The 21,061-nt window shown below is 65.3% G+C and carries 24 protein-coding genes; 8 read left to right on the top strand and 16 right to left on the bottom strand.

The window, feature by feature from the left end; all coding sequences use genetic code 11:
- Positions 1 to 9: 9 nt before the first annotated feature.
- The 9 genes from B597_RS43105 to B597_RS43065 are packed head-to-tail and all read right to left on the bottom strand — an operon-like array spanning position 10 to position 7,757.
- The gene (locus tag B597_RS43105) at positions 10 to 2,898 is read right to left on the bottom strand and encodes a conjugative transfer ATPase (protein WP_024162453.1); all 2,889 of its coding nucleotides are present in this window, start codon (positions 2,896 to 2,898) and stop codon (positions 10 to 12) included.
- The gene (locus tag B597_RS43100) at positions 2,898 to 3,332 is read right to left on the bottom strand and encodes a TIGR03751 family conjugal transfer lipoprotein (protein WP_003294221.1); all 435 of its coding nucleotides are present in this window, start codon (positions 3,330 to 3,332) and stop codon (positions 2,898 to 2,900) included. Before B597_RS43100 ends, B597_RS43105 begins: the two co-directional genes overlap by 1 nt.
- Positions 3,313 to 4,746 carry a TIGR03752 family integrating conjugative element protein gene (locus B597_RS43095; RefSeq protein WP_003294220.1) on the bottom strand — a complete coding sequence of 478 codons (1,434 nt, stop codon included), beginning with the start codon at positions 4,744 to 4,746 and terminating at the stop codon, positions 3,313 to 3,315. Before B597_RS43095 ends, B597_RS43100 begins: the two co-directional genes overlap by 20 nt.
- Entirely contained in the window at positions 4,736 to 5,650 is a 915-nt protein-coding gene (locus B597_RS43090; protein WP_003294218.1) for a TIGR03749 family integrating conjugative element protein, read from the bottom strand. The genes B597_RS43095 and B597_RS43090 overlap by 11 nt, the downstream gene beginning before the upstream one ends.
- On the bottom strand, positions 5,647 to 6,339 hold the full coding sequence (locus tag B597_RS43085) for a PFL_4703 family integrating conjugative element protein (RefSeq protein WP_003294217.1): 693 nt from the start codon (positions 6,337 to 6,339) through the stop codon (positions 5,647 to 5,649). Before B597_RS43085 ends, B597_RS43090 begins: the two co-directional genes overlap by 4 nt.
- The gene (locus B597_RS43080) at positions 6,336 to 6,746 is read right to left on the bottom strand and encodes a TIGR03750 family conjugal transfer protein (RefSeq protein ID WP_003294216.1); all 411 of its coding nucleotides are present in this window, start codon (positions 6,744 to 6,746) and stop codon (positions 6,336 to 6,338) included. The genes B597_RS43085 and B597_RS43080 overlap by 4 nt, the downstream gene beginning before the upstream one ends.
- A 12-nt stretch (positions 6,747 to 6,758) precedes the next feature.
- Entirely contained in the window at positions 6,759 to 7,127 is a 369-nt protein-coding gene (locus B597_RS43075; RefSeq protein ID WP_003294215.1) for a TIGR03745 family integrating conjugative element membrane protein, read from the bottom strand.
- A 22-nt stretch (positions 7,128 to 7,149) separates the two neighbouring features.
- Complete coding sequence (locus tag B597_RS43070; protein ID WP_003294214.1) at positions 7,150 to 7,389, bottom strand: TIGR03758 family integrating conjugative element protein; 240 nt, start codon at positions 7,387 to 7,389, stop codon at positions 7,150 to 7,152.
- Entirely contained in the window at positions 7,386 to 7,757 is a 372-nt protein-coding gene (locus B597_RS43065; RefSeq protein WP_003294213.1) for an integrative conjugative element protein, RAQPRD family, read from the bottom strand. Before B597_RS43065 ends, B597_RS43070 begins: the two co-directional genes overlap by 4 nt.
- Positions 7,758 to 8,151: 394 nt before the next feature.
- On the opposite strand from B597_RS43065, the gene B597_RS43060 reads away from it, so the two are divergent.
- The 4 genes from B597_RS43060 (at position 8,152) to B597_RS43045 (ending at position 11,372) form a co-directional block, all read left to right on the top strand.
- Entirely contained in the window at positions 8,152 to 8,355 is a 204-nt protein-coding gene (locus B597_RS43060; RefSeq protein ID WP_003294212.1) for a helix-turn-helix domain-containing protein, read from the top strand.
- 6 nt (positions 8,356 to 8,361) lie between these two features.
- The gene (locus B597_RS43055) at positions 8,362 to 8,976 is read left to right on the top strand and encodes a DUF1819 family protein (protein WP_003294211.1); all 615 of its coding nucleotides are present in this window, start codon (positions 8,362 to 8,364) and stop codon (positions 8,974 to 8,976) included.
- 228 nt (positions 8,977 to 9,204) lie between these two features.
- Complete coding sequence (locus B597_RS43050) at positions 9,205 to 9,702, top strand: MIT C-terminal domain-containing protein (protein WP_003294210.1); 498 nt, start codon at positions 9,205 to 9,207, stop codon at positions 9,700 to 9,702.
- A 284-nt stretch (positions 9,703 to 9,986) separates the two neighbouring features.
- Complete coding sequence (locus tag B597_RS43045) at positions 9,987 to 11,372, top strand: hypothetical protein (RefSeq protein WP_024162451.1); 1,386 nt, start codon at positions 9,987 to 9,989, stop codon at positions 11,370 to 11,372.
- Position 11,373: 1 nt separating this feature from the next.
- Here the strand turns inward: B597_RS43045 and B597_RS43040 are convergent, their stop codons facing one another.
- The 7 genes from B597_RS43040 to B597_RS43010 form a co-directional block, all read right to left on the bottom strand.
- Positions 11,374 to 12,123 (bottom strand): TIGR03747 family integrating conjugative element membrane protein, encoded by a 750-nt coding sequence (locus B597_RS43040; protein WP_003294205.1) that lies wholly within the window; start codon positions 12,121 to 12,123, stop codon positions 11,374 to 11,376.
- A complete protein-coding gene (traD, locus tag B597_RS43035) occupies positions 12,120 to 14,276 on the bottom strand; it encodes a type IV conjugative transfer system coupling protein TraD (protein WP_014819592.1) in 2,157 nt (718 codons plus the stop codon). Before traD ends, B597_RS43040 begins: the two co-directional genes overlap by 4 nt.
- Positions 14,277 to 14,284: 8 nt before the next feature.
- Positions 14,285 to 14,818 (bottom strand): integrating conjugative element protein, encoded by a 534-nt coding sequence (locus B597_RS43030; protein WP_014819591.1) that lies wholly within the window; start codon positions 14,816 to 14,818, stop codon positions 14,285 to 14,287.
- A complete protein-coding gene (locus B597_RS43025) occupies positions 14,815 to 15,435 on the bottom strand; it encodes a lysozyme family protein (RefSeq protein ID WP_011805428.1) in 621 nt (206 codons plus the stop codon). Before B597_RS43025 ends, B597_RS43030 begins: the two co-directional genes overlap by 4 nt.
- Complete coding sequence (locus B597_RS43020) at positions 15,420 to 16,139, bottom strand: TIGR03759 family integrating conjugative element protein (RefSeq protein ID WP_014819590.1); 720 nt, start codon at positions 16,137 to 16,139, stop codon at positions 15,420 to 15,422. Before B597_RS43020 ends, B597_RS43025 begins: the two co-directional genes overlap by 16 nt.
- Positions 16,140 to 16,225: 86 nt before the next feature.
- A complete protein-coding gene (locus B597_RS43015) occupies positions 16,226 to 16,873 on the bottom strand; it encodes a hypothetical protein (protein ID WP_003294122.1) in 648 nt (215 codons plus the stop codon).
- Entirely contained in the window at positions 16,870 to 17,481 is a 612-nt protein-coding gene (locus B597_RS43010) for a PFGI-1 class ICE element type IV pilus protein PilL2 (protein ID WP_024162450.1), read from the bottom strand. The genes B597_RS43015 and B597_RS43010 overlap by 4 nt, the downstream gene beginning before the upstream one ends.
- A 303-nt stretch (positions 17,482 to 17,784) precedes the next feature.
- On the opposite strand from B597_RS43010, the gene B597_RS43005 reads away from it, so the two are divergent.
- Genes B597_RS43005 through B597_RS42990 form a run of 4 tightly spaced genes read left to right on the top strand, consistent with a single transcriptional unit; the run spans position 17,785 to position 21,056 of the window.
- A complete protein-coding gene (locus B597_RS43005) occupies positions 17,785 to 18,150 on the top strand; it encodes an XRE family transcriptional regulator (protein WP_023124346.1) in 366 nt (121 codons plus the stop codon).
- The gene (locus tag B597_RS43000) at positions 18,143 to 19,054 is read left to right on the top strand and encodes an ABC-three component system protein (RefSeq protein ID WP_011805431.1); all 912 of its coding nucleotides are present in this window, start codon (positions 18,143 to 18,145) and stop codon (positions 19,052 to 19,054) included. Before B597_RS43005 ends, B597_RS43000 begins: the two co-directional genes overlap by 8 nt.
- On the top strand, positions 19,051 to 19,296 hold the full coding sequence (locus B597_RS42995; RefSeq protein ID WP_003294127.1) for an ABC-three component system middle component 6: 246 nt from the start codon (positions 19,051 to 19,053) through the stop codon (positions 19,294 to 19,296). Before B597_RS43000 ends, B597_RS42995 begins: the two co-directional genes overlap by 4 nt.
- Positions 19,293 to 21,056 (top strand): ABC-three component system protein, encoded by a 1,764-nt coding sequence (locus tag B597_RS42990; RefSeq protein ID WP_003294130.1) that lies wholly within the window; start codon positions 19,293 to 19,295, stop codon positions 21,054 to 21,056. The genes B597_RS42995 and B597_RS42990 overlap by 4 nt, the downstream gene beginning before the upstream one ends.
- Positions 21,057 to 21,061 lie beyond the last annotated feature (5 nt).

Here is a 21,061-nt window from a genome sequence, read left to right as displayed (position 1 = left end):
TTGCTCCCGTCAGGCCAACGTGTCCAGCGTCAGAGGTTCGATGCCCCGCGCACGGTCGATCTTCTCGGCCACGCGGAAGGCGGCATCCAGCTCGCTGATGCCGTGCTGCTGCATCAACTGGAAGCGTTCGGCCTTCTCCTCGGGCTCGGTCATCGCCATCGCCAGGTAGAGGCTGGGCGGCACAGCGCGGAACAGCACTTCCATCGACTTGGACAGGATGACGCCCTCGCTGAACTTGCCGGCCTCCTTGCGTGCCGAGAGCATCAGCGCCTTCTGCGAAGCGTTGAGTTCGCGGAAGCGCGCGATCTTCTCGACTTCATCGGGTGGCATCGACAGGCAGATCCACCACTCGATCATGTTGAGCATGGGCTCGGCCGCTTTCGGCAGGTCGTCCAGGTTCTGCGTGGCGAGCCAGAACCAGGCGCCGAGCTTGCGCCACATCTTGGTGATCTTGACCACGTAGGGCGCGAGCAGCGGGTTCTTCGTGATGATGTGGCCTTCGTCCGTCACGTTGATGATCGGGCGGCCCAGGAACTGGTCGCGCTCGGCGATGTTGTTGACGGTGTTGATGAGCGAGATGTAGGCAATCGAGAGTTGGGCGTTGTAGCCCTCGCGCGCGAAGGTGGCCAGGTCCACGATGGTGATGTCCGCCTCGGGCCACGGCGTGCCGGACCGGTCGAACATCTCGCCGTCCACGCCCTGGCAGAACATGTCCATGGCGTCGGCCATCTCCAGCAACCGGGCGCGCCGCATCTCAGGCAGCGTGGCGTCGCGGGCGCGCTCGCGCAGCGCGTCGCGCACATCGCGGGTCAGCACCGTGCGCTTCTCCGCTACGCATTGCTGTGCCGCATCGAGAATGCACTGGCGGATCAGGCTGCGGTCGGCGCGGGTCATGCGCGCTTCTTCCTTGTCCTCGCCACCGGTGATCATCAGTCGCGCAGTGATCTCCAGCTCCCCGAGCACGTCGCGCTGCTCGTCACCTTCCACGGCCATGCCGGCATCGGTCTGGTCTTCGTCGAGCGCATCGGCGTCCAGCGTCTGTACCTGGCTCGGCGTATCGACCAGGCGCCAGGCGTCGGCGAACGGAGCCAGACTGACGCCCGCGCCGGGTGCAAGTTTCACCCGATGCACGGTGAGACCCAGCCGTGCCGCGAAGTCGCCAAACAGGCCGAAGCTGTTGCCCGCCTCGACGATGAACAGGCGCGGCCGATAGATCGCCGTCACCTGATTCAGGATGTTGTTGAGCGTCGCGCTCTTGCCCGAGCCCGTGGGGCCGAACAGGAACAGATGCGCGTTCATCTGCCGGTCGAGGCGGTTCAACGGATCGAAGGTGATCGGACCGCCGCCGCGGTTGAAGAACGTGATGCCCGGATGCCCCGTGCCCTGGCTGCGGCCCCAGACCGGCGCCAGGTTCGCCGCGTGTTGCGCGAACATGAGCTGGGTGTACCACTGGCGCTTGTCGGCAGCCGGATCGAACACGCACGGCAGCCAGCGCAGATAGCTGTTCAGCGGCGCCACCTCGTCCTCTTCGCGTACCGGTTGCAGGCCGGCGTTGAGCATCACGTTGACGAGCTGCAGGCCGCGCGCATCGAGCTGGGCCAGGTCGCGGCCGCGCAGGTAGAAAGCCAGCGCGCCGCGGTAGAGCTTGTGCGCGCTGCCGATCAGGCCGCGCGCCTGCTGGACGTCCTGCCGGGTCTGCTCCGAGGCCAGGGTCTCGCCGACGGCCTTCCTGGCGAGGTGGTTGAGGTGCGCCTCCAGTACGTCCTGGGGCGTGGCGACCAGCGTCAGGCACATCACCGTGTCCTCGGGCATCTGGTCGAACAGCGCGTTCATGGCATCGCCGCCTTTGCGCGTCTCGCCCGTCAGATGGCCCGTCACGGGTGGCGTGCGCAGGCGATCCATCACGATCACCCGATGCGGCATGCCGTCGAAGAACCACAGGCCGTTGGGCACGTCCGAGCGGGGCTGGCCGAAGAACAGGCGCTGCGCGAAGTCGGTGCCGCCGGCGAGTTCGATCTCGCCCTCCTCCCGCTCTTCCGGGTAGCGGGTCAGCGCGTAGAAGCGTTCCCGATCTTCGGCAGTGGCGCCGAGTAGGGTCGGATTCGGGTTGAACCAGCGCATCAGCCAGGCGTGGATGTCCGCCGCGCCGAGACGTCGGGCTTTCACGCCGGCATTCGCCAGCCCGCCGACGAGGCGGTCGCAGATCGTGGTCAGCGCCTGCTCGGGCGACTGGCCGCGCCGCGAGGCCGGGGCCGCGGACGTGCGGCGGTAGACCACCATGCGCACGCGCCGGACCTGGCCGCGCCACGGCAGGCGCGTCACCGTGGTGTCCTCGAACAGGCCACCCGGCTTGGCGATGGCCCGCAGGTGATGGGCGAAGAAGCGTAGGTAGAAGTCGCTGAACGCGCTGCCCTGCGCACGCGGCTGCAGATAGTTCGCCAGGGAGCGCAGATAGTTGTCCCAGTCGGCCTCGTCCTGAGCGTAGAGCTGCACCACCCAGGGGTTGTCGTCCAACTCGTCGAAGGAGTCCTGCAGGGCGTTCTCCAGCGCATCGCGCGCCTGCCACAGCCAGGCCATCTCGCGGCCCTCGGTGCCGACCGGCGCCAGCTCGAAGAAGGCCGCCACCGACTGGCCATCTTCCAGCAGCATGCACTTGGTGTCGGGCAGATACTCGACCCAGGGCAGCAAGTCCGCGAACGACGGCGCGACCCCATAGAGCGCATCGTGGTCGGCCTGGGTGGCCGGCCTGCGCCGGCCCCGGCCGAGCGCGCTGCCCGGCTCGGCGACACCCTGTGCCGCCAAGGCCGTTACGTGCCGTGCCCAGGCATCATCGGCCGCATCTACGGCGTCAGCAGGCGATGCGTCGGGCTTGCGTGACCACGGCAGCGACCAGGCCATCAGTAGTCCTCCACGCGCTCGCCCGGCATCGCGTACTGCACGCGCTGGTAGAGCGGGAACACCGTGCTGTAGCCGGGCACCGGCACCGGGTCGGTGCCCGCCAGGTGCGGGAACACGTACATCACCAGGTCGGGATTCGGCAGGCGGTGGAACTGGCGGTGAATCTCGTTCTGCGCGGTACGGGTGTAGCGCGCCTGCATGCCTGGCGCCGCCTGCACATCGGCCTCGGTCAGCGGCCGGCGCAGGCCCTGGCGCGCATCGAGCAGTTGCCGGGCGGCCTGGCCGCCGCCCGCGCTTCCGCCGGTCTCCTGATGCCAGATGTCGAGCATGGTGCTGTCGCCGTGCGGCAGCAGCTTCTCCTTGCTGGTAGCGCAGCCGCCGAGCAGGGTGGCCGCCAGCAGCACGGCGGCCGCGTCAATCCAGATCCGATGCATGGGCTTCTCCGGTGCGGTGGTGGACCCGACGCCCCTTGGCGTCGTAGTCGATGTCGAGCGGCTGCTCCAGATGCACGGCCACTTTGGCGCCCGGCTGCACGTAGACCGCCGCGAAGGCCTGGCCGTAGAGCTTGTTGACCCAATCGGCCATGTCGCGCACGCCGCCCGCGAGGATGCGGCCCATCGCTTCGTTGCCGCTGATGCCGACGGTGCCCAGCGAACCGTTGCTGTTGGCGACCACGGCCACGCTACCGTTGTCGGACTTGATGAGCGAGGCCGCGCCGGCGCCGGCCGCGGTGATGAGCGCCTGGCTGCCCAGGTACTGCTGGGCGTTGCTGCGCCGCTCGCCGCTGACGCAGGGAATGCCGTAGGGGTCGCTGATCCAGCCCAGGCCGCCTTGGATGCTGGCGCCGTTGTGACCCGCGTTGCCGCCGCTGCTGCCGCCCTTGCTGCTGTCCTCCGGCACCGTGCGGATGGTGCCGTCCTGGAACACGAACGTGACCGAGCGGATTTGCCCGCGCACGCACGAGAGCGTCCAGTCGCCCGAGGCCGTGCCGCTGACCACGGCGCCGGCCACGTCGGGGATGTCGATGCCGTTGGCCGTGAGGTTGTCCGGGCCGATCAGAACCTTGAACGGATAGGGATCGTTGACGGTTCCGTCGATCGGCACGCGCCCGATCAGCGCCGTCATGGCAATCGACCCCATGAGCGTCGAGTTCGACGGCACGGTGTAGACCGCCTTCGTGGATGCGCCCACCGCGCGGCTGCCGACGTCGGCGACCGATTCCACTGCGGCCGACAGGCTTTTCTGGCCCGGCCCGAAGCTCAGGGGAAAGCTCGGCTCCTTGCTGCCGTTCCTGGCGTCGACCTTGGCATCGTCGGGCTCGACCCACTGCGTGCCACCGGCGCCGCGGTTGAAGCGCTGGCCATCACCCTCTTCCAGCCCCAGCCCGACGGGCAGGTCGGACGGGCCACCCTTGCCGGCAAGGCCGTCCAGTTGCCGCTGCAGATCCTGCAGCAGCAACTGGGTCTGCTGCCTGTCGCTGGCCACCTGGGTGCGCTCCTGCTCCAGGCGATTGCGTTCGCCTTCCAGCGCGCTCTGGATGCGTTGGTCGATCGCGCCTTCCCGCGCACGCAGGCGCTCGTTCTCGGCCTTGTGCTGCTTGTTGTCGCCGAGCGCGCTCTGCAGCTCGGTGCGCAACTGCTTCACCTGGGCCACCAGCGTGGCGACGGTATCGCGCGGCGTGTCGCCAGCGATGCCCAGGGCTTTCATCTCCTCGGGCGTGAGCGTACCGGCCGCGCCCTTGGGGGCGGGCTGGCCGCCGGGGGCGCCGGAGAACAGCTTGATGCCGACGAACACCAGCAGCAGCGCCATCGGGATCAGCAGCCACTTGAGCAGCGGATTACTCTTCATCGCGCGCTCCTCCGGTCGAGCCGGCCGCGGCGGCCGGCGGCAGGTTCACGCTGGCGTCGATCGGGCTCAGCGCCGGCAGCAGCGACTCGGCCAGGCCGTGGCCGCGCGTGACCAGATAGAGCACCGTGGTGTCGGACGGGGTACCGGCCGGCCCCAGGTTCGGATGCTGGAAGGTCGCCGCCACGAAGTTCCCCTGCAGGGCGCGCGGGTCGAGGTCGAGCCAGCGCGCCGAGGTGTTGGTGAGTCGCACGGCCGTCACCCACTGGTCTTCCAGGCGCCACGCGACCAGTGCCCGCGCGTGCACCGGCAGCGTCGGCAGCAAGGTGTCCAGCGCGAGGCCGCGGCGCAGGTTCACGCGCCCGATGCCGGCGACCGGCTCGACGGTGCGCAGCGGCGCGTACAGGCTCTGCGCGGCATGGCGCGTCAGCACGACCGGTACCGGCGTTTCGCGCCGGAGAAGGGGTTTGTCCGCGGGCGCATCGGCCTGCTCGTCCGCGCCGCTTGCTGCACCGCCGCCGTAGCGCTTCGCGGGGGCTTCCGCTTCCACGATGCGCACCGGCTCCAGCGGCGCCTGGCCGTCCTTCGCCGGCTCGGCGGCGATGTCGAGCAGGATCAGCGCGCCGGATTCCACGTCCTGCAGTTGCAGCCGCGTGGGCGGAATCGGCTCGCTCGCCCGCAGGTAGATCGCGCCGCCCGCACTCTGCACGCGCAGGTGGTCGCCGACGCTGGCCGGCACGCCGACGCGCACATTGCGGTCGATGAAGACCACGCGCTCCTGGCCGACCACCAGCGGCACCGGCAGGGGCAGGCGCTCCCAACGCAGGATTTCCACGGCCTGGCTGGCCGGCACGAAACCGAGGATCAGCAGGACGCCGGCCAGGGCCGACCAGTTAACGGGCTTCATGGGGAGTCTCCCTGCAGATGGCCGGAGGCATTGGCGGGCACGCCGGCCTGGGTCGGCGTCGGCGACGGTTCGATGCGCTGGGGTGCGCTGGCGTAGCAGTCCAGCGCCAGGCCGAAGGGGTTGTGCTCGGGGTCGATGTCCAGCCGGACGACCTTGATGGGGTAGCGCACCAGGGCGCGCTTGACCTGCTCGGAGCCGTAGTATTCGTCCGCGCTCACGTCGAGCGTGACGATCCAATCGCGGTCGGAAACCACCTTGACGCGCGTGGCCGGATCATCGCCGTAGCCGCGGCCGGGAATCTCGTAGATGCCGCGCACGCGCTGACGCAGCTCGCCACTGGCACGCCGGTACTCGTAGTCCTGCTGCAGGAAGGCCCGGCAGCTCGGCGTCAGGTAGGCCGACAGCGCGCGCAGGTTGCGCGGGTAGTCTTCTTCGCCGTTCGTGGGCCAGCGCTGTACCTGCTGCCAGATGTAGAAGGAGAAGGCATACACGCTCTCGGGCGGCACGTCCCACCACTTGCGCGTGCTGCCCGAGCGCAAGTCCGGCGGCACATGGATGGTCAGACTCTTCGGCGCACTCCACCAACCGAAGCCGAGCAGCAGCGCCACCACGAACAACGCGCCGGCCCCCAGACGCAACGTCTTCACGTGCGCCTGCAGGTGCGCAACCTCGTTCTTGAAACGGCTCATGGCGTACCTCGATCGGCATTGCGCCGGGTAGTCCAGTAGCCCGAGCGGGTGATGAGGCGCTGGCCGCCCAGGAGCGCTGCCAGCGCCGGGTGCCGCAATGCCAGCCGCCACTGGAGCTGCCGGTAGAGCCAGGTGTCGGGCCGGCCGCGCTTCTGCGCGCGCAGGAAGCCGCCACCGACGAAGACGCCCAGCGCGATACCGGCGACGATCAGCGTGGGCACCACGGCGATGCTGTGCGTGAGCCAGGCCAGCGGCAGGCCGAGCGCGAACCCGGCGGCGGCCGACAGGCCGGTGCAGATCCACAACTCGTCGGCGGTCAGCCCGCGCACGACCACCGGCTGGCGGTTCAGCCGATGCGGCAGGAAGGTCACCAGCGTGTCTTGCGGGGTCTCCGAAGGGACGGCCATCGCTTGCCGCCCTCACAGCACGCCGGTGGCCTTGGTGAGCAGCCAGATGCCGACCACCAGGAGGATCGCGCCCACGGCGACCGTCAGGCCGAACTGGCCCCAGGTGGCGCGGCCGGTGTGGATCTCCGAGTAGCGCGTGTAGGCGTGATAGCAGACACCGACGAACATCGATGCGACCACGAGCAGCGCGATCAGCAGCACGATGTCGTAGCCGTAGTTCTGCAAGGTCTGCAGGATGCCGCTGCCCTGGCCGCGCGAAGGGTCCTCCATGGTCGGCAGGCCCTGCGCGAAGGCCGACAGCGGCAGGCCCGCGAGCGCCAGCGGCAGCAGCGGAGCGGCGATGCGGGACGGAATGCGATGGGATGTCGTTGGAGTGTTCATGGCGTATGGCCCTTCGTGACGGTCAGGAGAGGAGGAAGAAGGTCAGCACCAGGTACATCGCCACGAAGCGCACGACGACGGCGAGGAACTGACGTTCAGTGATGCGGTGCTCGGCCCAGCCGACGTAGGCGGTGCGCATAGCCCACACGCCCCACAGCAGCAACACGGCGAACACGAAGCCCAGCACCACGGCAGCGACGGCCGAAGGCGCAAAGCCGCCGTTGGCCTGGAAGGCGGCGACCTGATCGGCAGAGGGCGTCATGGCGACGGCTCCTCGTCGTCGGCGCGGTCGCGGCGGACGTAGTCGCCGGCCAGCGGGACGGGATCGCGCGGCTGGGCGCGCTGGGGCACGAGGTAGTCCTGCAGGCCGGCGCGAACGCGGTTCAGGTCGGCACGCAGTCGGGCGTAGTCGAAGTGGTAGCGGGTGCGTTCCTGCGGCGCGGTATTGGCGGCGTGCTCGGCGAGGCGGTCGATCAGGTTGAGCTGGCGGACGAGGGCCGCCAGTTGCTCGTGTTCAGCGGTGGCATCGCCGGCCGATGCGGGCGATGCGCCGGCCAGCGCGATGATCAGCGCCAAGGCCAGGGCCGGCACACGGCGGCAAGGGGTCGTCGGGTTGCCAAGGGATGTCATCACGCCGTTCCGCAGTCGTCTGGATGGCGGGATGCTGCGGCGTGGGGCCGGGGTGTGCCGCAAAGAATCGGAACGGGCGGTGCACCCGATTTGCCTCGATGGTTGGCGTAGCGGCGTACCAGTGGTGATGGCGGCGGTGCTGTGCGGACGCACTTCATTCCTGCCTGAACCTACGGGATGCCGCGCATCGACGCTGGAAGCCGGCTCGGACCAGGCGCCTGGCATCGACCCTGTTAGCGGATAATCGGCTTTAATCGGCAAAGATCGTTTGCCATCGGTCTGCCGGCTGGTATATTTTCAGGCGGTTTAACTGGGAGAACTGCGCCTGCTCTCCCTTACTTCGCCTCTGGCGAGCGCATGGTTTAACCCCAATCGCCCACGAGGAGCTTGAGGAATGGCCGAGATGGAAGACCGCTGGTTATCGATAAGTGAAATTTGCAAGTACCTCGGGGTCAGCAATGACACCGTGTACAAGTGGATTGATAAACATGAAATGCCCGCGCATCGCATGGGCCGCCTCTGGAAGTTCAAGAAGGATGAGGTGGACGAATGGGTGAAGGCCGGTGGCGCTGCCGAACATCACAAAAAGGAATCCTGACCAAGAATGAGTAACGACAGATACAGCATGTCATTTACAACGGGCAGTCTCTTTCACCGCGAATCGGTGAAGCTGGCCGCGCTGTATCTTGATCTTGGCGACTGGAACTCTGTTCGAGACAAGGTCATCGCAGAAAATTTACTGCAGACAAGAACACTGAATACGCTCAAGCGAGTCTGCCGCGAAGTTGTCTCTCGGCTTAGGGCGCTGACTCAAGGCGAACTTGAATTCCTTGTTGAGGCCAGCCATCAAGAGCAGGCCTATCTCCTGTGGCTCGCCGTTTGCCGTCGGTACAGATTCATCGCTGATTTTGCCGTCGAAGTGCTTCGAGAGCGATACATCACACTGAAAAGTGATCTGACCCACGAGGATTTTGATTCCTTCTTCAACCGGAAATCCGAGTGGCATTTAGAACTGGATGAGATCACCCCGGCGACGCGAAGCAAATTGCGCCAGGTCTTGTTCAAGATACTTCGCGAGGCCGATCTCCTAACGGCCAACAACATGATACATGCGGCCATGCCCAGTCCGAGACTGTTGGATCTGATCCATCAAGGCAGCCGCAGGGATGTTTTGTACTTCCCTGCATTTGAATCCGATGTGAAGGGGATGAAGCGGTGACAGCAGATATAGCCAGAATGCCGATGCAGGACAGATTTCAGCATCTCTTTGCTGTGATCTCGGGCCAACGTTTTCTCAATAAGCAAGGTCTCGGTAACGAGGTACCCCAGCTACTACCACAAGACCATCGCCGAGGGTGAAGACGGGAATATCTTAGAAGCTGCGCAACCGAGCTTACCGCCAGTTCCAACCGAACCACTGGCACCGGCCGAGCCTGTCCTCAAGGAAATGCACCTTACATTCCAGGAGAACCAGAAAGGCCTCTCCTTCGATACGCTGCTCGGTCCTTATCTCAAGGACGCGACTGCAATCACAGTCACCGATCCGTACATCCGCCTGTTCTACCAGATGCGCAACTTCATGGAATTTTTGGAGACCGTGGTCAAGCACAAGGCTCCGGATGAGGAAGTGTCCGTGCATCTGGTGACGACGGAAGACGAGTTCAAAGGCGAACAGCAGAAAGAAAACTTCGAGAAGATGAAGGAGTCCGCCAGCTCGGTGGGCGTGAACTTCACCTGGGAGTTAGACAGCACCGGAACTATCCATGCCCGCCACATTGTGACCGACCACGGCTGGAAAATCTCCCTAGATCGAGGCCTCGATATTTTCCAGCGATACGAGTTGAACGATGCCTTTACCTTTGCAAATCGGTTGCAGCAATACCGGCCATGCAAGGCGTTCGAGGTGACGTTCATTAAACAAAAGCCGAATCGAGCTGAGGGGTAATAACATGAGCGGGATATCGGCATCACTGACGAAATGGTTTTCAGAGCGCCCCCAGTGGCTCCAGATTGCGGCTACTCGCCTACTTCAGCTTTGGAAACCCTCGCAGGCCTGCAGCAGGACGGCAAGCTGATAGGCGTTCATTTCACACGTACCCGCCTTGAAGGAGCGGATCAGCACGCAGATCCAGGTGACGTCTCAAACCGGTGGCGGAAGCCAGATATCCGGCCCTGGATGCGGCAGGTTGAGCGCTACAGAACGGGCCGTAGAAACAGGTTGACTTGAGAATGAATCGACAGGCGATGCTTTCACCAAGAGAACATCATTTCTACGTTGCGATTGCCAAGTTCCTTTTTCGCCATCCGGAGCACGGCATTGTGTCTGTGCGGGACCCGATCAAGGTCAAGGACGCAGAGCGGTACGGGCTCAGCCCCCTCATACTCTATGGATTGACCGTTACCGGGTTGCCCATTCGGTGGATGACCTTTGCCCCGGTCGATCAGCCCAGGGCCTTCCGGGATGTTCTTTTGGATGCGTGGCGTAGCGCCGAGGGCTTGCGTGGCCGACCGGACATTCTGCGGATCAACCGCCACCTCGCGACGGCCAGCCCTGGACTGGTAGAGGAAATGGCAAGAATTGGAGTCCAGGTCGAGGTCGCCGATGCCAAGGAGAAATCCCTTCCAGCTTCCCTGCGCTCAGCCCAGGACTCCAGCCGGTGGCTGCTGAGGAAGCACGACGGAAAAGACCGGTCTCTTACCGGGTCCATCCAGGCCCTTTGCCGGGACGCTCAAAATAACCACGATTTTCGTTTCAGGGATGGTCACAGAGGCGTGAACAGCCGCGAGGTCGAGGACAGAATCCAGCAGTGGCTGGCCTTACCGGCGCAAGTACCGGTGCCAACAATTACAGTTGGGCTCGACTGGGAACCCGGTCCATGGATGTCGTCCTGGGAGACCTCTCTGCCGCCCGATCAGCCCCGTTATTTCAACCTCGACGGGTTCGATGGCAGAACTTGGCTGGTGACAGGTGAGAAGGCACCGGAGGACATCGTTGAGGACGATGATTTCTGGGCCGACAGTGACTATGACTACGCAGCCGAGATCGCCAAGAACCTCGTGGCGTGCTGGCCCAATTCGCCTGCAGACGTTGCCAAGTGTGCCGGGATCACCCTGCGGGAACTTCAATGGTTTACCTCGGGAAAGGCTCCCCTGGACCGGCATGCGCGCTTTGATCTCGAAGCCTTGCTCGGCATCGAATACGACGAACGCATGGGTAGTTATGTAGGGGCCGGGCCTTATGTCCTGGTGGCCCACAAACCCCAGGCCATCAAGGAGGTCTACGAAGCCATTTCCAAAGGCGGAGACGCACGTCCCTGTGAGATTGTCCCTCGCCAGGGAGCTGCAGACCCAAGCTGGCGATACGTGTTGATCAATACGTATGGAGAGCCCCCGAGCATTGTGATGGCACCTCGCGGAGCAAATATCACGGAGCGTCTTCCGGACTTGCTTATGAATTATGACGGCATCAGGGCTGTCGCTCCGGAGTTCTACCGGGATGTCGTTTCTACCTGCGCCCGGGCCTGCCGCGAACCTGCCGTCAACATCCGGGAGATGAAAGACTTTATGAAACGCTACGAAGCGCACTGGGCAGATTGCGCCTGGCAGCCAGAGTGATCTACAGGTACTTCTTAAACGTCGCCGCCGCGATGCACACCGCCACGCCGAGCAATGCAGCGCTGGGCAGCAGGATCAGCAGCGGGTTCACGCTGACCGGCAGTGCCAGGTAAGTCACCCACGGCAGCACGGCCAGCGGGATCAGGCTGGCCCTGGCGCGGTGATAGATGAACCCCGACTCGCGGCCCGCGCCGAAGCGGCGGATGTCCCGGCGCACCAGGCCGTCCACCAGCCCGACGAAGGCGGCTATCAGGAACAGCGGCAGGGTCAGGCACAGCACCAGCAGCCGCACGAGGAAGACCAACGTCGTGTAGGCCGCCGCGATCAGGTAGCTCTCCACGTTCACGTAGACCAAGCCGATGTAGTAGCGGAAATCCTTGGTCGGGCGGTGGCTGCCGGCGCTGGCCTGCGCCGAGGCGTCGCGTATCCAGTCCAGCAGACCGCTCTTCACGAACAGCCAGTCGTAGCCCTGCTCGACCAGCCGGTGCGCGGTGCGCCCCGGCTCCTGCACCAGCGCGCTGCGCGTGAAATGCGTGGAGAGCTGGTCCAGCTCGTAGTGCAGCATGCCCTGCGCGTGGCGCCAGTCCTGATCGGGCCAGAAGAGGTGCATGCCGACGCATTCGATCAGGATGCACAGCAGCAGCGCGCCGCACAGCACGCCGAAGAAGCGGAACGGCAGCGTGACCAGGCCGGCGATCAGCCCCTGCTGTCGTTGCTGCTGGCGCTGTGCCGCGACGGCCGGATCGCTCATGGTTCGGCCTCTTCAGCGGCGGCCATCTGCTTGAAGTCGTCCAGCAGGTCGTCGGGCAGCGCCTTGTCCTGCAGGCCGGGGATGCCTTGGTTCTCCCACCAGTCTCCAGCCTCGACGTAGTGCTGTCGCATGTAGCCGGCCAGCTCCTGCAGATCCTTCGGCATGGCTTCGTCGGGGTCGGGTGCCGGCAGCGGCATGCGGACTTTCCAGAGGTTGCCGCCCTCGGTCAGCGCGAAGCACTGCCCCTTGGGCAGCGCCACCACATGCGCCGGCTCGATCAGCGGCACGCTGTTGCTGCTGATGCGGTCCTGGGTGTTGGACGTGAACGCGGTATTGCCGTGCGGGTCGGAGCTGTCGGTGGCGCCGCTCATCAGTGCCGTGGCGTACACCTCGACCTTGGGCAGTTGTCGCGTCAGCAGTTCGGCGGTGGCGGTCTCGCGCACGCGCAGCATGAACAGGTTGTTGAAGTTGCCGACCACCTGGCCGGCCTTGGCACGGTTGCCGATGCGCGCCTCGATGTCGCTCAAGGTCTGCGTGTAGGCCGTCACCTGCACGCCGGCGCCGCCGCCCTTGTTGACCATGGGAATGAACTCGTCGCCCATGAGTTCATTGAATTCGTCGGCGTGGACGTTGATCGGAATCTTGGCGCCCGCCGCTGCGCCGGGCAGCCCGTCGTCGATGCCGAACTTGTAGATGTGGCCGGCGACCGAGACCAGATCGCTGAACATCGAGTTGCCCACCGCCGCCGCGACTTCGGCGTCGGACAGCGCATCCAGTCCCACGTAGACCACCGCGCGTTTGCGGATGACCTGCATCCAGTCGAAGATCGGCCGCGGGTCGGACAGGTCGGAATAGTTCGGTGCGAGCAGTTGCGCGATCTTGCCGGTGGTGAGCTTCTCCAGCAGCGGCAGCAGCGAGGCGACGATCTTGTCGAAGTACGTCCGGTCGTAGCGCACGGCGCTGCGCAGGCCGTCGAGCACCGGGTCATAGACGCGCACCTGGGACAGGTACTGTTCGAGGGCCACCACGCGCTTCTCGCGCCCGATCATGTTGCGCGGGATGTTCTTGTCGTTCAGCTTGCCTTCGAGCTGGACGATGACCTCCCAGGCCTTCGGCTCGTTCCTGGCGAAGTAGTGCTGGGCGTACTCGATGAACAGCGCGTCGATGTTGATGACGTGGCGCTGGATCAGCAGGTAGTCCGGCCGCTGCCCCAGCTCGACCAGGGCGCGCGCGATGATGTTGACGAAGCGCCAGGCGAATTCGCGGAACGCGGCGCTGTTGCCTTCGCCCGAGAGCTGTCCGGCGATGCGCGTGGCCACCTCGGAGATCCGCCCGAACCGGCCGACGGCGTTGTAGCGCGCCGAGATGTCCGGCCAGCCCAGATGGAACACGTAGAACTCGCCTTCGCGCCCGGCGCGCTTGGCCTCGACGTACATGCGCTTCAACAGGTCCGCATCGCCCTTGGGGTCGAAGACGATCACCACCTCGTGCTGACCACCAACCTTGCGGCGGATGTCCTGGGTGATGAACAGCTCGGCCAGCCGCGTCTTGCCCACGCGCGTGGTGCCCAGCACCAGGGTGTGGCCGACGCGCTCGCCCAGCGGCAGGGTGACGTCGACCTCGGCCGGCTCAATGCCATGCAGGCGCGGCAGTCCACCGACTGGCGGCAGTGGCCGCGCCGGGTTGAGCGGGCTGTCCCAGGCCAACGCGCGCGCCAGTGTCGAGACGGGAAACGGCGCGAACTCAAGCCGCTCCTCCAGCCGCCGGGCGGCCCGGTAGATCGCCGTCGGCTCGACATAGCGGCGGAACCCCGGCCGGTAGGTCTGCATCAGCCGGTGCGTGTGCCGCTGCTCCCAGCGAAAGCCTCGGCCGACGAACAGCCGCTGTTGGCTCACCGGCACGTCGCGGCTGGTCATCACGTAGCGCGGCAGGCGGCGGATGTTGCGGCGATAGCGCAGGATCGCCCAGGCATCGCGCAGGCGAATCGCGCCGAAGATCAGGAAGGCCAGTGCCGAGCCCAGGCCGAGCAGCGGGTTCAGCGCGAGCGACCACGGTGCCACCAGGCACAGAATCGCGGCGCCGGTGCAGACCGCCACGGTATGAAGCTCCACCGCTGGCCGCAGCAGAACCTCGACCGCATGCGGTTGGGCCATTTGCGCACCTACTGCTCGACGCCGGTGGACGTGATGAGCACCGGGTAGTGGCGCAGGCCCAGGCGCTGGGCCAGGTCGTCGCCGGAGGCCGGCGAGAGGCTCAGGCCGGGAGCCAGGCTGCGCAGCGCCGTCAGCGCGGCCATCGACTCCACGTTGACCACCAGGCCCACGGCCTGCAGCTCGCGCAGCGCGGTCTGCCGCTGCCGCAGCCAGGCGCGCGAACGCTCGTCGTCGCCGATCAGGAACAGCGCCGTCAGGCCCGGCGCCCGGTTGACGCGGCGCTGCACCTCGCCCGGCGACAGTTGCATCGAGCGCACCGGCAGCATGGCGGCTTCGGCGTCGGCCGCATTGCCCACGCGAGGGGCCGGCATCGGGGCCGGCGGTGTGGCCTGATCCGGCTGAGGATTCAGCGACTGGTAGTACGGCAGCGCGGAGTCGCCGCCGCGGTCTTCGTCGACGATCAACGGCGCAGAGGCGGTCTGCGCGAAGACGGTGGTCGTGGGCAGCAGCCCGATGGTGGCGATGAGGACGATGTGGTTCATGGCGTGGTGGCCTGGAGGGTTGGAACGGGAACGTCGGGGTCGAGCACGCGGGTCAGGTGCCGATGCACACTGCGCCGGTAGCGCGCCGCGGGTGCCCCGCCGGCGGGCCGGTGGTAGCGGCCGATGGCAAGCAGCCAGTCCTCGCCCGGCGTGTGCTGTTCGCGCAGGATTTCCGCAGCGATGGCGAGGTTGCGGTACGGGTCCAGCAGCTCGCAGGGCTGCGTGTAGCGATGCGCGTGGTAGCCGAGATTGACCTGGCCGAGGCCGGCGTCGATGCGATTGGCCGGCGTGTGAGCGAGGGCACGGTGCAGCCCCGCGCAGGCCTCGGCGCGGGTGGCATAGCGCTGTGGCGAGCCGGCGACGTTGAGCGTCCACGGCCAGGGGATCAGGCGCCCGCGCAGCATGGCGCCGCTCTCCTGCAAGGCCACCGCGTACAGCACCGCCGCCGGCACGTCTGCACGGTGCGCCGCCAGTTGATAGGCCGGCGGCGGCACTTCCCGCGCCAGGGCGGCCAATGCCCAGCCGCCGGTGGTGAGCAGCAGCATGGCGCTGGCGCAGCGGATGGCGATGCGGGACGGCCGACGCTCCCGGCCCGGAGCACCTATTGCCGCTGCCATTGGCCGTTCACCTCGCGCACCACGGCTGGCAGCTCGCCGGGCAGGCCCAGCGACAGCCAGCGCCCGGCATCGTGGTTGAGCGTGATGGTGCGGGCGCGCACCCTGGCCGGATCGATGCCCGCCTGGGTGGCCCACTGCCGGATGCGCGCGTCGTCCTGACGGCTGCCGACCATGTAGAGGTCGAAGGCCGTGCCAGCCGCCTGCAACTGCTGCACGCGCTGCGCGCACGGTGCGCAGTCGGCCTTGACGAAGACGGCCAGGCGCCCGGAGCCGGTGTTGCCGGCACCCTGCGCCTTGGCGCCGGGCAGGCTCACGCGCGGCTGGCCGGGAAACAGGCGCTGCCACGCCGCGTCGTAGGCCCGCTGGTAGGCCAGCGTCTTGCCGACGCGCCGAGCCTCGGCCTGCACCTGCAACTCCGCGTAGCGCCTGCGCTCCTCCTCGCTGCGGGCCTCGATGCCCAGCGCCGTGAGCGGATCGAGCTGGGGCGAATAGACCCCGAGCGGCCCCTGCATCAGTTGCCGGTAACGTGCCCACTCCTCGGAGCGAAGCCCCCACTCCCGCGCCTGTCTCTCGTCGAGCGCGGCATCGGCGCCCGGCTGCACCTGGGCGGGCACCATGCGCGAGTTCGTCACCGGGGCCGGCTGGGCGGATGCGCCGAAGGCGGCGAACAGGACGACGGCAGCGAGCAACGACCGCAGGATCATGGTCAGCCTCCGCCGAGCCGCCTCAAGGAGGCTGAAGCCCCCTCGGGGGGCAGCGAACGAAGTGAGCGTGGGGGTCATGACACCTCCTACGGCACCGCGATGCGCTGCGTCTGGCCGTTCACCTGGAACACGCCCGCCTGCGCCTCGATGGACTGCAGTTGCCAGCCGCCCTCGGCATCGCCCTCACGCAGCAGCCGGGCGCCCGCGAGCGAGGCCGCGGCGGTGGAGGTGATCGACAGAAAGCGCTCGCCTCCCCGCAGCTCCACGCCGAGCACCCGGAACGGCGGCTCCGGCACCTTGGGCTTCGTCGCAACCGGAGCGCGCGCGCGAGCGGCGGATGCCACCTGCCGGGTCTTCTCCAGGCGGGTTTCGATTCCGCTCACGCGCGCCTGCAGCGTCTGCAGGTCGACGGCCAAGGCCCTCGTCTCGTCGGCCTCTTCGAGGCGCGTCATCCGCTCGTCCAGCGCCTGCCGCGCGGTGGCGAATTCGGCCTGGCTGATCGGCGCCGGCCGGCGCTTGTCCGCATCGGCCTGTTGTTCGAGATCGGCCACGCGCAGGACCAGCGCATTGACCTGCGCATCCTGTGCGGTGCTCTGGGTCTGTTCGGCGAGCCGCGACAAGCCGACGCTGTTGATGAGTGCCACGGCACTGATGAGCAGCAGCCAGAAGGCCGCGGAGATCTTGAGCCAGCGCGTGCGGGAATCGCGCTCGGATGACGCTTGGGGAAAGGTCATGGCTGCAGCTCCTCGGGCCGGTCGGCGTCCGGCACGGGCGTGGCGGTGTCGGGCCGGTCGGCGTCCGGCACGGGCGTGGCGGTGTCGGGCGGGTTGGCGGAAAGGAAGGCGGGAGCACCGCGCCGGCTGAAGCAGACCTGGCGAGTCAAGTCATCGACCGACAGCTCCCAGGCGGGGCCGGCAAGGGTCAGCAAGGCATCGCGCAGCATCAGCGGGCCCAGGCGCAGGTGTGCGGCAGGCAGCGGCAGCGCGTAGAGCGTGGCGGCCTCGGCCGCATCGCAGAGCCGGTAGCCGGAGCGCAGCAACACGTGGCGCATGGCATCGCCCAAGGTTGCGTCCGCCGTGGTGGGGATGGAGATGTCGATGACCTGCTGCAGCAGGTCACGCTGCGCGGCGTCGGGTACCAGCTCGATCAGCGTGTAGCGGCCGTAGCGGGCGATCAGGATCAGGCCCGGAGCAGGCTCGTCCGCAGCGCTTTCGATGATCCCTGCCTGTCCTTGCGGCTGTTCCGTGGTGGCGCAGCCGGCCGCCAACATAGCCCCAGCCGAAAGTAGACCGACAGTAGCCAGTCGGTGAACAATGGGGTGGAAAGGTGAAGATCGATGCATGATTCGGCTCCTGTAGCGGAGCCGACACCTTCGATGCGTGAGAAGTCGAAGGCAGCAAAGAAAGGGAACCGGCGCTCAACCATCTTCTTTCTAACCAACCAGATGATGCGCGCTATTTAATGATTAGCAATAGATGACGATTTGAGGCAGCCAGAGTGGATTGCCAACTTGAATCAGCCTCTTTCTTTGACTGCAATATAGCTTTCGGGCTATATTTCTCCGGCCGAGCTGGAGTCGATTGCATGGCTGGGTCGTGGCGGTTCTGTATCGCTGGTACCTCGATTCTGAATATGGGGAAATTTGATGGCTTTTACTCGTAACCGCGGATCAGGCGATCCGAACGAGCCGCCCAAGCCTATGGTTTCGCACGAGGTCGAAGGTTTGCGAGAGTTGCGGCAACTCGCCGGCAAGGGGCAAGCCGACATCGCATCTGCTCTGAACATCAAACAACCATCGGTATCCAAGATCGAGAAGCAAACCGACATGTATCTCTCGACGTTACGCAGCTATGTCGAAGCCATCGGGGGGGAGCTGGAATTGACTGTCAAGCTGCCAGAACGGCCGGTGCTGCGCATCCATCATCTCGGTACAGTTTCGGCTGTCATGGCGGCAAAGCTGTCGACCCGGAGAAAAAATGACGAATCGTCGCCAAGGCGGCGCCATGGATGAACTGCAGCGATCCATCTACGTCGATCGGTTCCGTTTGGCGTTCCATACCCAGAAGGGTACCGCTTTTCAGGACTGGTTCGTGCGTCTGGCGGGCTACGCCTTCGGCCCCGATTTCGAGGAGGTTCGCCCCTATGGTCTTTATGGGGATCTGAAATGCGATGGACTTCGGATTAGCACGGGCTCGGTGTTCCAGTGCTATGCGCCTGAGGCGATGAAGGAAACCGAGCTTATCGCGAAGATCAATGAGGATTTCCATGGCGCCCGCGTGCATTGGGCCGACAACATGCAGGAATGGGTGCTCGTCCACAATGATGGCCGTGGCCTGCCGCCTAACGCCGTTCAGCATCTCGATGGCCTTCGCAATGCCTACGCGCCGCTCAAGATCGCGACTTGGTCCGAGCCAGAACTGCTCACGCTCGCCATGGGCCTTGATCTGTCTGCCCTTCAGGCCCTCTTTGGCCCCGCCGCCTCAATCGCCATTGTGGACCGGCTTGTCATGTCTGATCTGGTGCCAATTATCGAGGCGCTTCAACGGCAGGAACCTAATCCGGGTGATCCACCCCTGACACCGCCCTCGTCAGAGAAGCTGGAGAAGAATGCGCTCTCGGATGAGTCCGGTCTCTTTCTGCGAATTGGTCGTCGCAAATCTGCTCTCGCCGATGCCTTCTTCCGCAAGAGCCCGCGCCCCGATCTCGGTGAGCGCATCGCCGAAGCCTTCCGTCTGCGTTATGCGGAGTTGAAGGCGCTCGACCTGCCGGCCGACACGATCTTCAGGCATCTTCAGGACTATGCCGGATTCAATGGCGAGCCCAAGCGTCAGGGCGCAGCTCTAGCGGTTCTCGCCTATTTCTTCGATAGCTGCGACATCTTCGAAGACCCGATTGCTTCCGTGGAGGCGTCATGATTCTGCCGACGAAGCATGTTCGTTCCGACCGCGCACTCATTGGCGTCGGTGCAGAAGTCCTCGACATCCTTAAGCGGCCGCTGACTATGTCGCGGCTATGGGACGAGGTGCGTGGCCGTCGCTCCCTGCACGCGCCCAATGCCCCAATTGATTACCAGTGGTTCGTCCTGTCGCTGGACCTGCTCTACATGATCGGCGCGCTTGAGTTCGATCGCGGCTTGGTGCGGAGGACTCGGCCATGATCCGACGCTTTGGAAGCGATCTCGCTTCCTTCAAGGCGCTGAACTTAAAGCCCGGCTTGAACGTCCTGCTCGCCGACAAGAGCGAAGGTGCGAACGACCGACAGTCGAGAAACGGTGCAGGTAAGACCAGCTTTATCGAACTGGTGCATTTCCTGTTCGGAGCCGATGTGCGCAAGGAGAACATTTTCCGCTCGGAGGCGCTGGCACCTTGGACCTTCGACGTCACCGTCGACATCGCCGGCGAGACCGTATCGGCCGCCCGCAGTGGCACCAAGCCTAGCCGCATCCTCGTCAACGGGGCTGTGGAATCGTGGCCGATCGCGCCGCAATTTGATCAGCGCGCCGGATTGTTCGAGCTATCCAACGAAAATTGGAAGGCCAATCTCGGGCATCTCTGGTTTGGCTTGCCCATCTCGGCCGGCGATGAGGTCGAGCGCTTCCAGCCGTCGTTCCGTTCGCTCTTCTCCTACTTTGTCAGGCGGCAAAATGGCGGCGGTTTCCAGCAGCCGATGCAGCATTCGACGATGCAGCAAAGCTGGGACCAGCAGGTCTCGATCTGCTATTTGCTCGGTCTCGATTGGAGCATTCCTGGCCGGTTCCAGGAACTGAGGGCGCAGGAAAAGGTCGCGCAGGAATTACGGAAGGCTGCCCGCAGCGGCGACCTCGGCCGCTTCTTCGGTAAGGCCGCCGATCTTCGGACACGGCTAACTATCGCCGAGGCCCACGCCAAACGACTCCGCAGCCAGCTCGAAACGTTTGAGGTTGTGCCTGAATACAAGGCACTTGAGCAGGAAGCCAATGAGATCACGCGCGAGATCGACAGCCTGAACGTAGAGAACGTGATCGATGGCAATCTCCTGCAACAGCTTCGAGCATCGTTGGCCGACGAAGACGCGCCGGATCTGGGTGATGTAACGAAGCTCTATGCCGAAGCCGGTGTCGTCCTGCCCGATATGGTACGGCGGCGTTTTGATGAGGTCGAACTCTTCCATCGGGCCATCATCGAAAACCGGCGCGCGCATTTGAATGCCGAGATCGCCTCGGCAGAGGCACGGGTTGTCGAGCGGGATCAGAGGATCTCCGAGCGCGACCGTCGGCGCCGGCAGATCATGGGAGTCCTGCGCTCCGGCGGGGCACTTGAGCATTATGTGTCCTTGCGTGAGGAAGCCGGAAGGGCCGAGGCCGAGGTCGAAGGATTGCGCCAACGGCTTGAAACCGCCGAGCGGATAGAAAGCACAAAGGCCGAACTCGATATCAAGCGAGCCAATCTGACCAAGGCGCTCCGCGACGACATCCATGAACGTAGCGACATCACCCGCGAAGCGATCCTTGCGTTTGAGTCGCTATCGGAATCCCTGTACGAAAAGGCCGGTAGCCTGACGATTTCCGAAACTGGAGGTGGTCCGCAATTCGAGGTCCATATCGATGGACAGCGAAGCAAGGGCATCACCAACATGCAGATTTTCTGCTTCGATCTCATGTTGACTGAGATCAGTTTGAAGAATGGGCGCGGCCCCGGCTTCCTGATTCACGACAGTCATCTGTTCGACGGCGTCGATGAGCGTCAGATCGCAAAGGCATTGCAACTTGGTGCTGAACGGGCGGAGGCGGCTGGTTTTCAATACATCGTCACGATGAACTCGGACGTGCTGCCACGTGAGGGGTTCAAGCCGGGCTTCGATATTCGCGCTCATGTCATGGACACGAAGCTGACTGATGCGACCGATACTGGAGGGTTGTTTGGTTTGCGCTTCGAATAGCGTCC

The organism is Stutzerimonas stutzeri KOS6, assembly GCF_000307775.2.
GTDB lineage: Bacteria > Pseudomonadota > Gammaproteobacteria > Pseudomonadales > Pseudomonadaceae > Stutzerimonas > Stutzerimonas stutzeri_B.
Note: the sequence above shows the minus strand (reverse complement) of the source record. Positions and strands in the feature narration are given on the sequence as shown.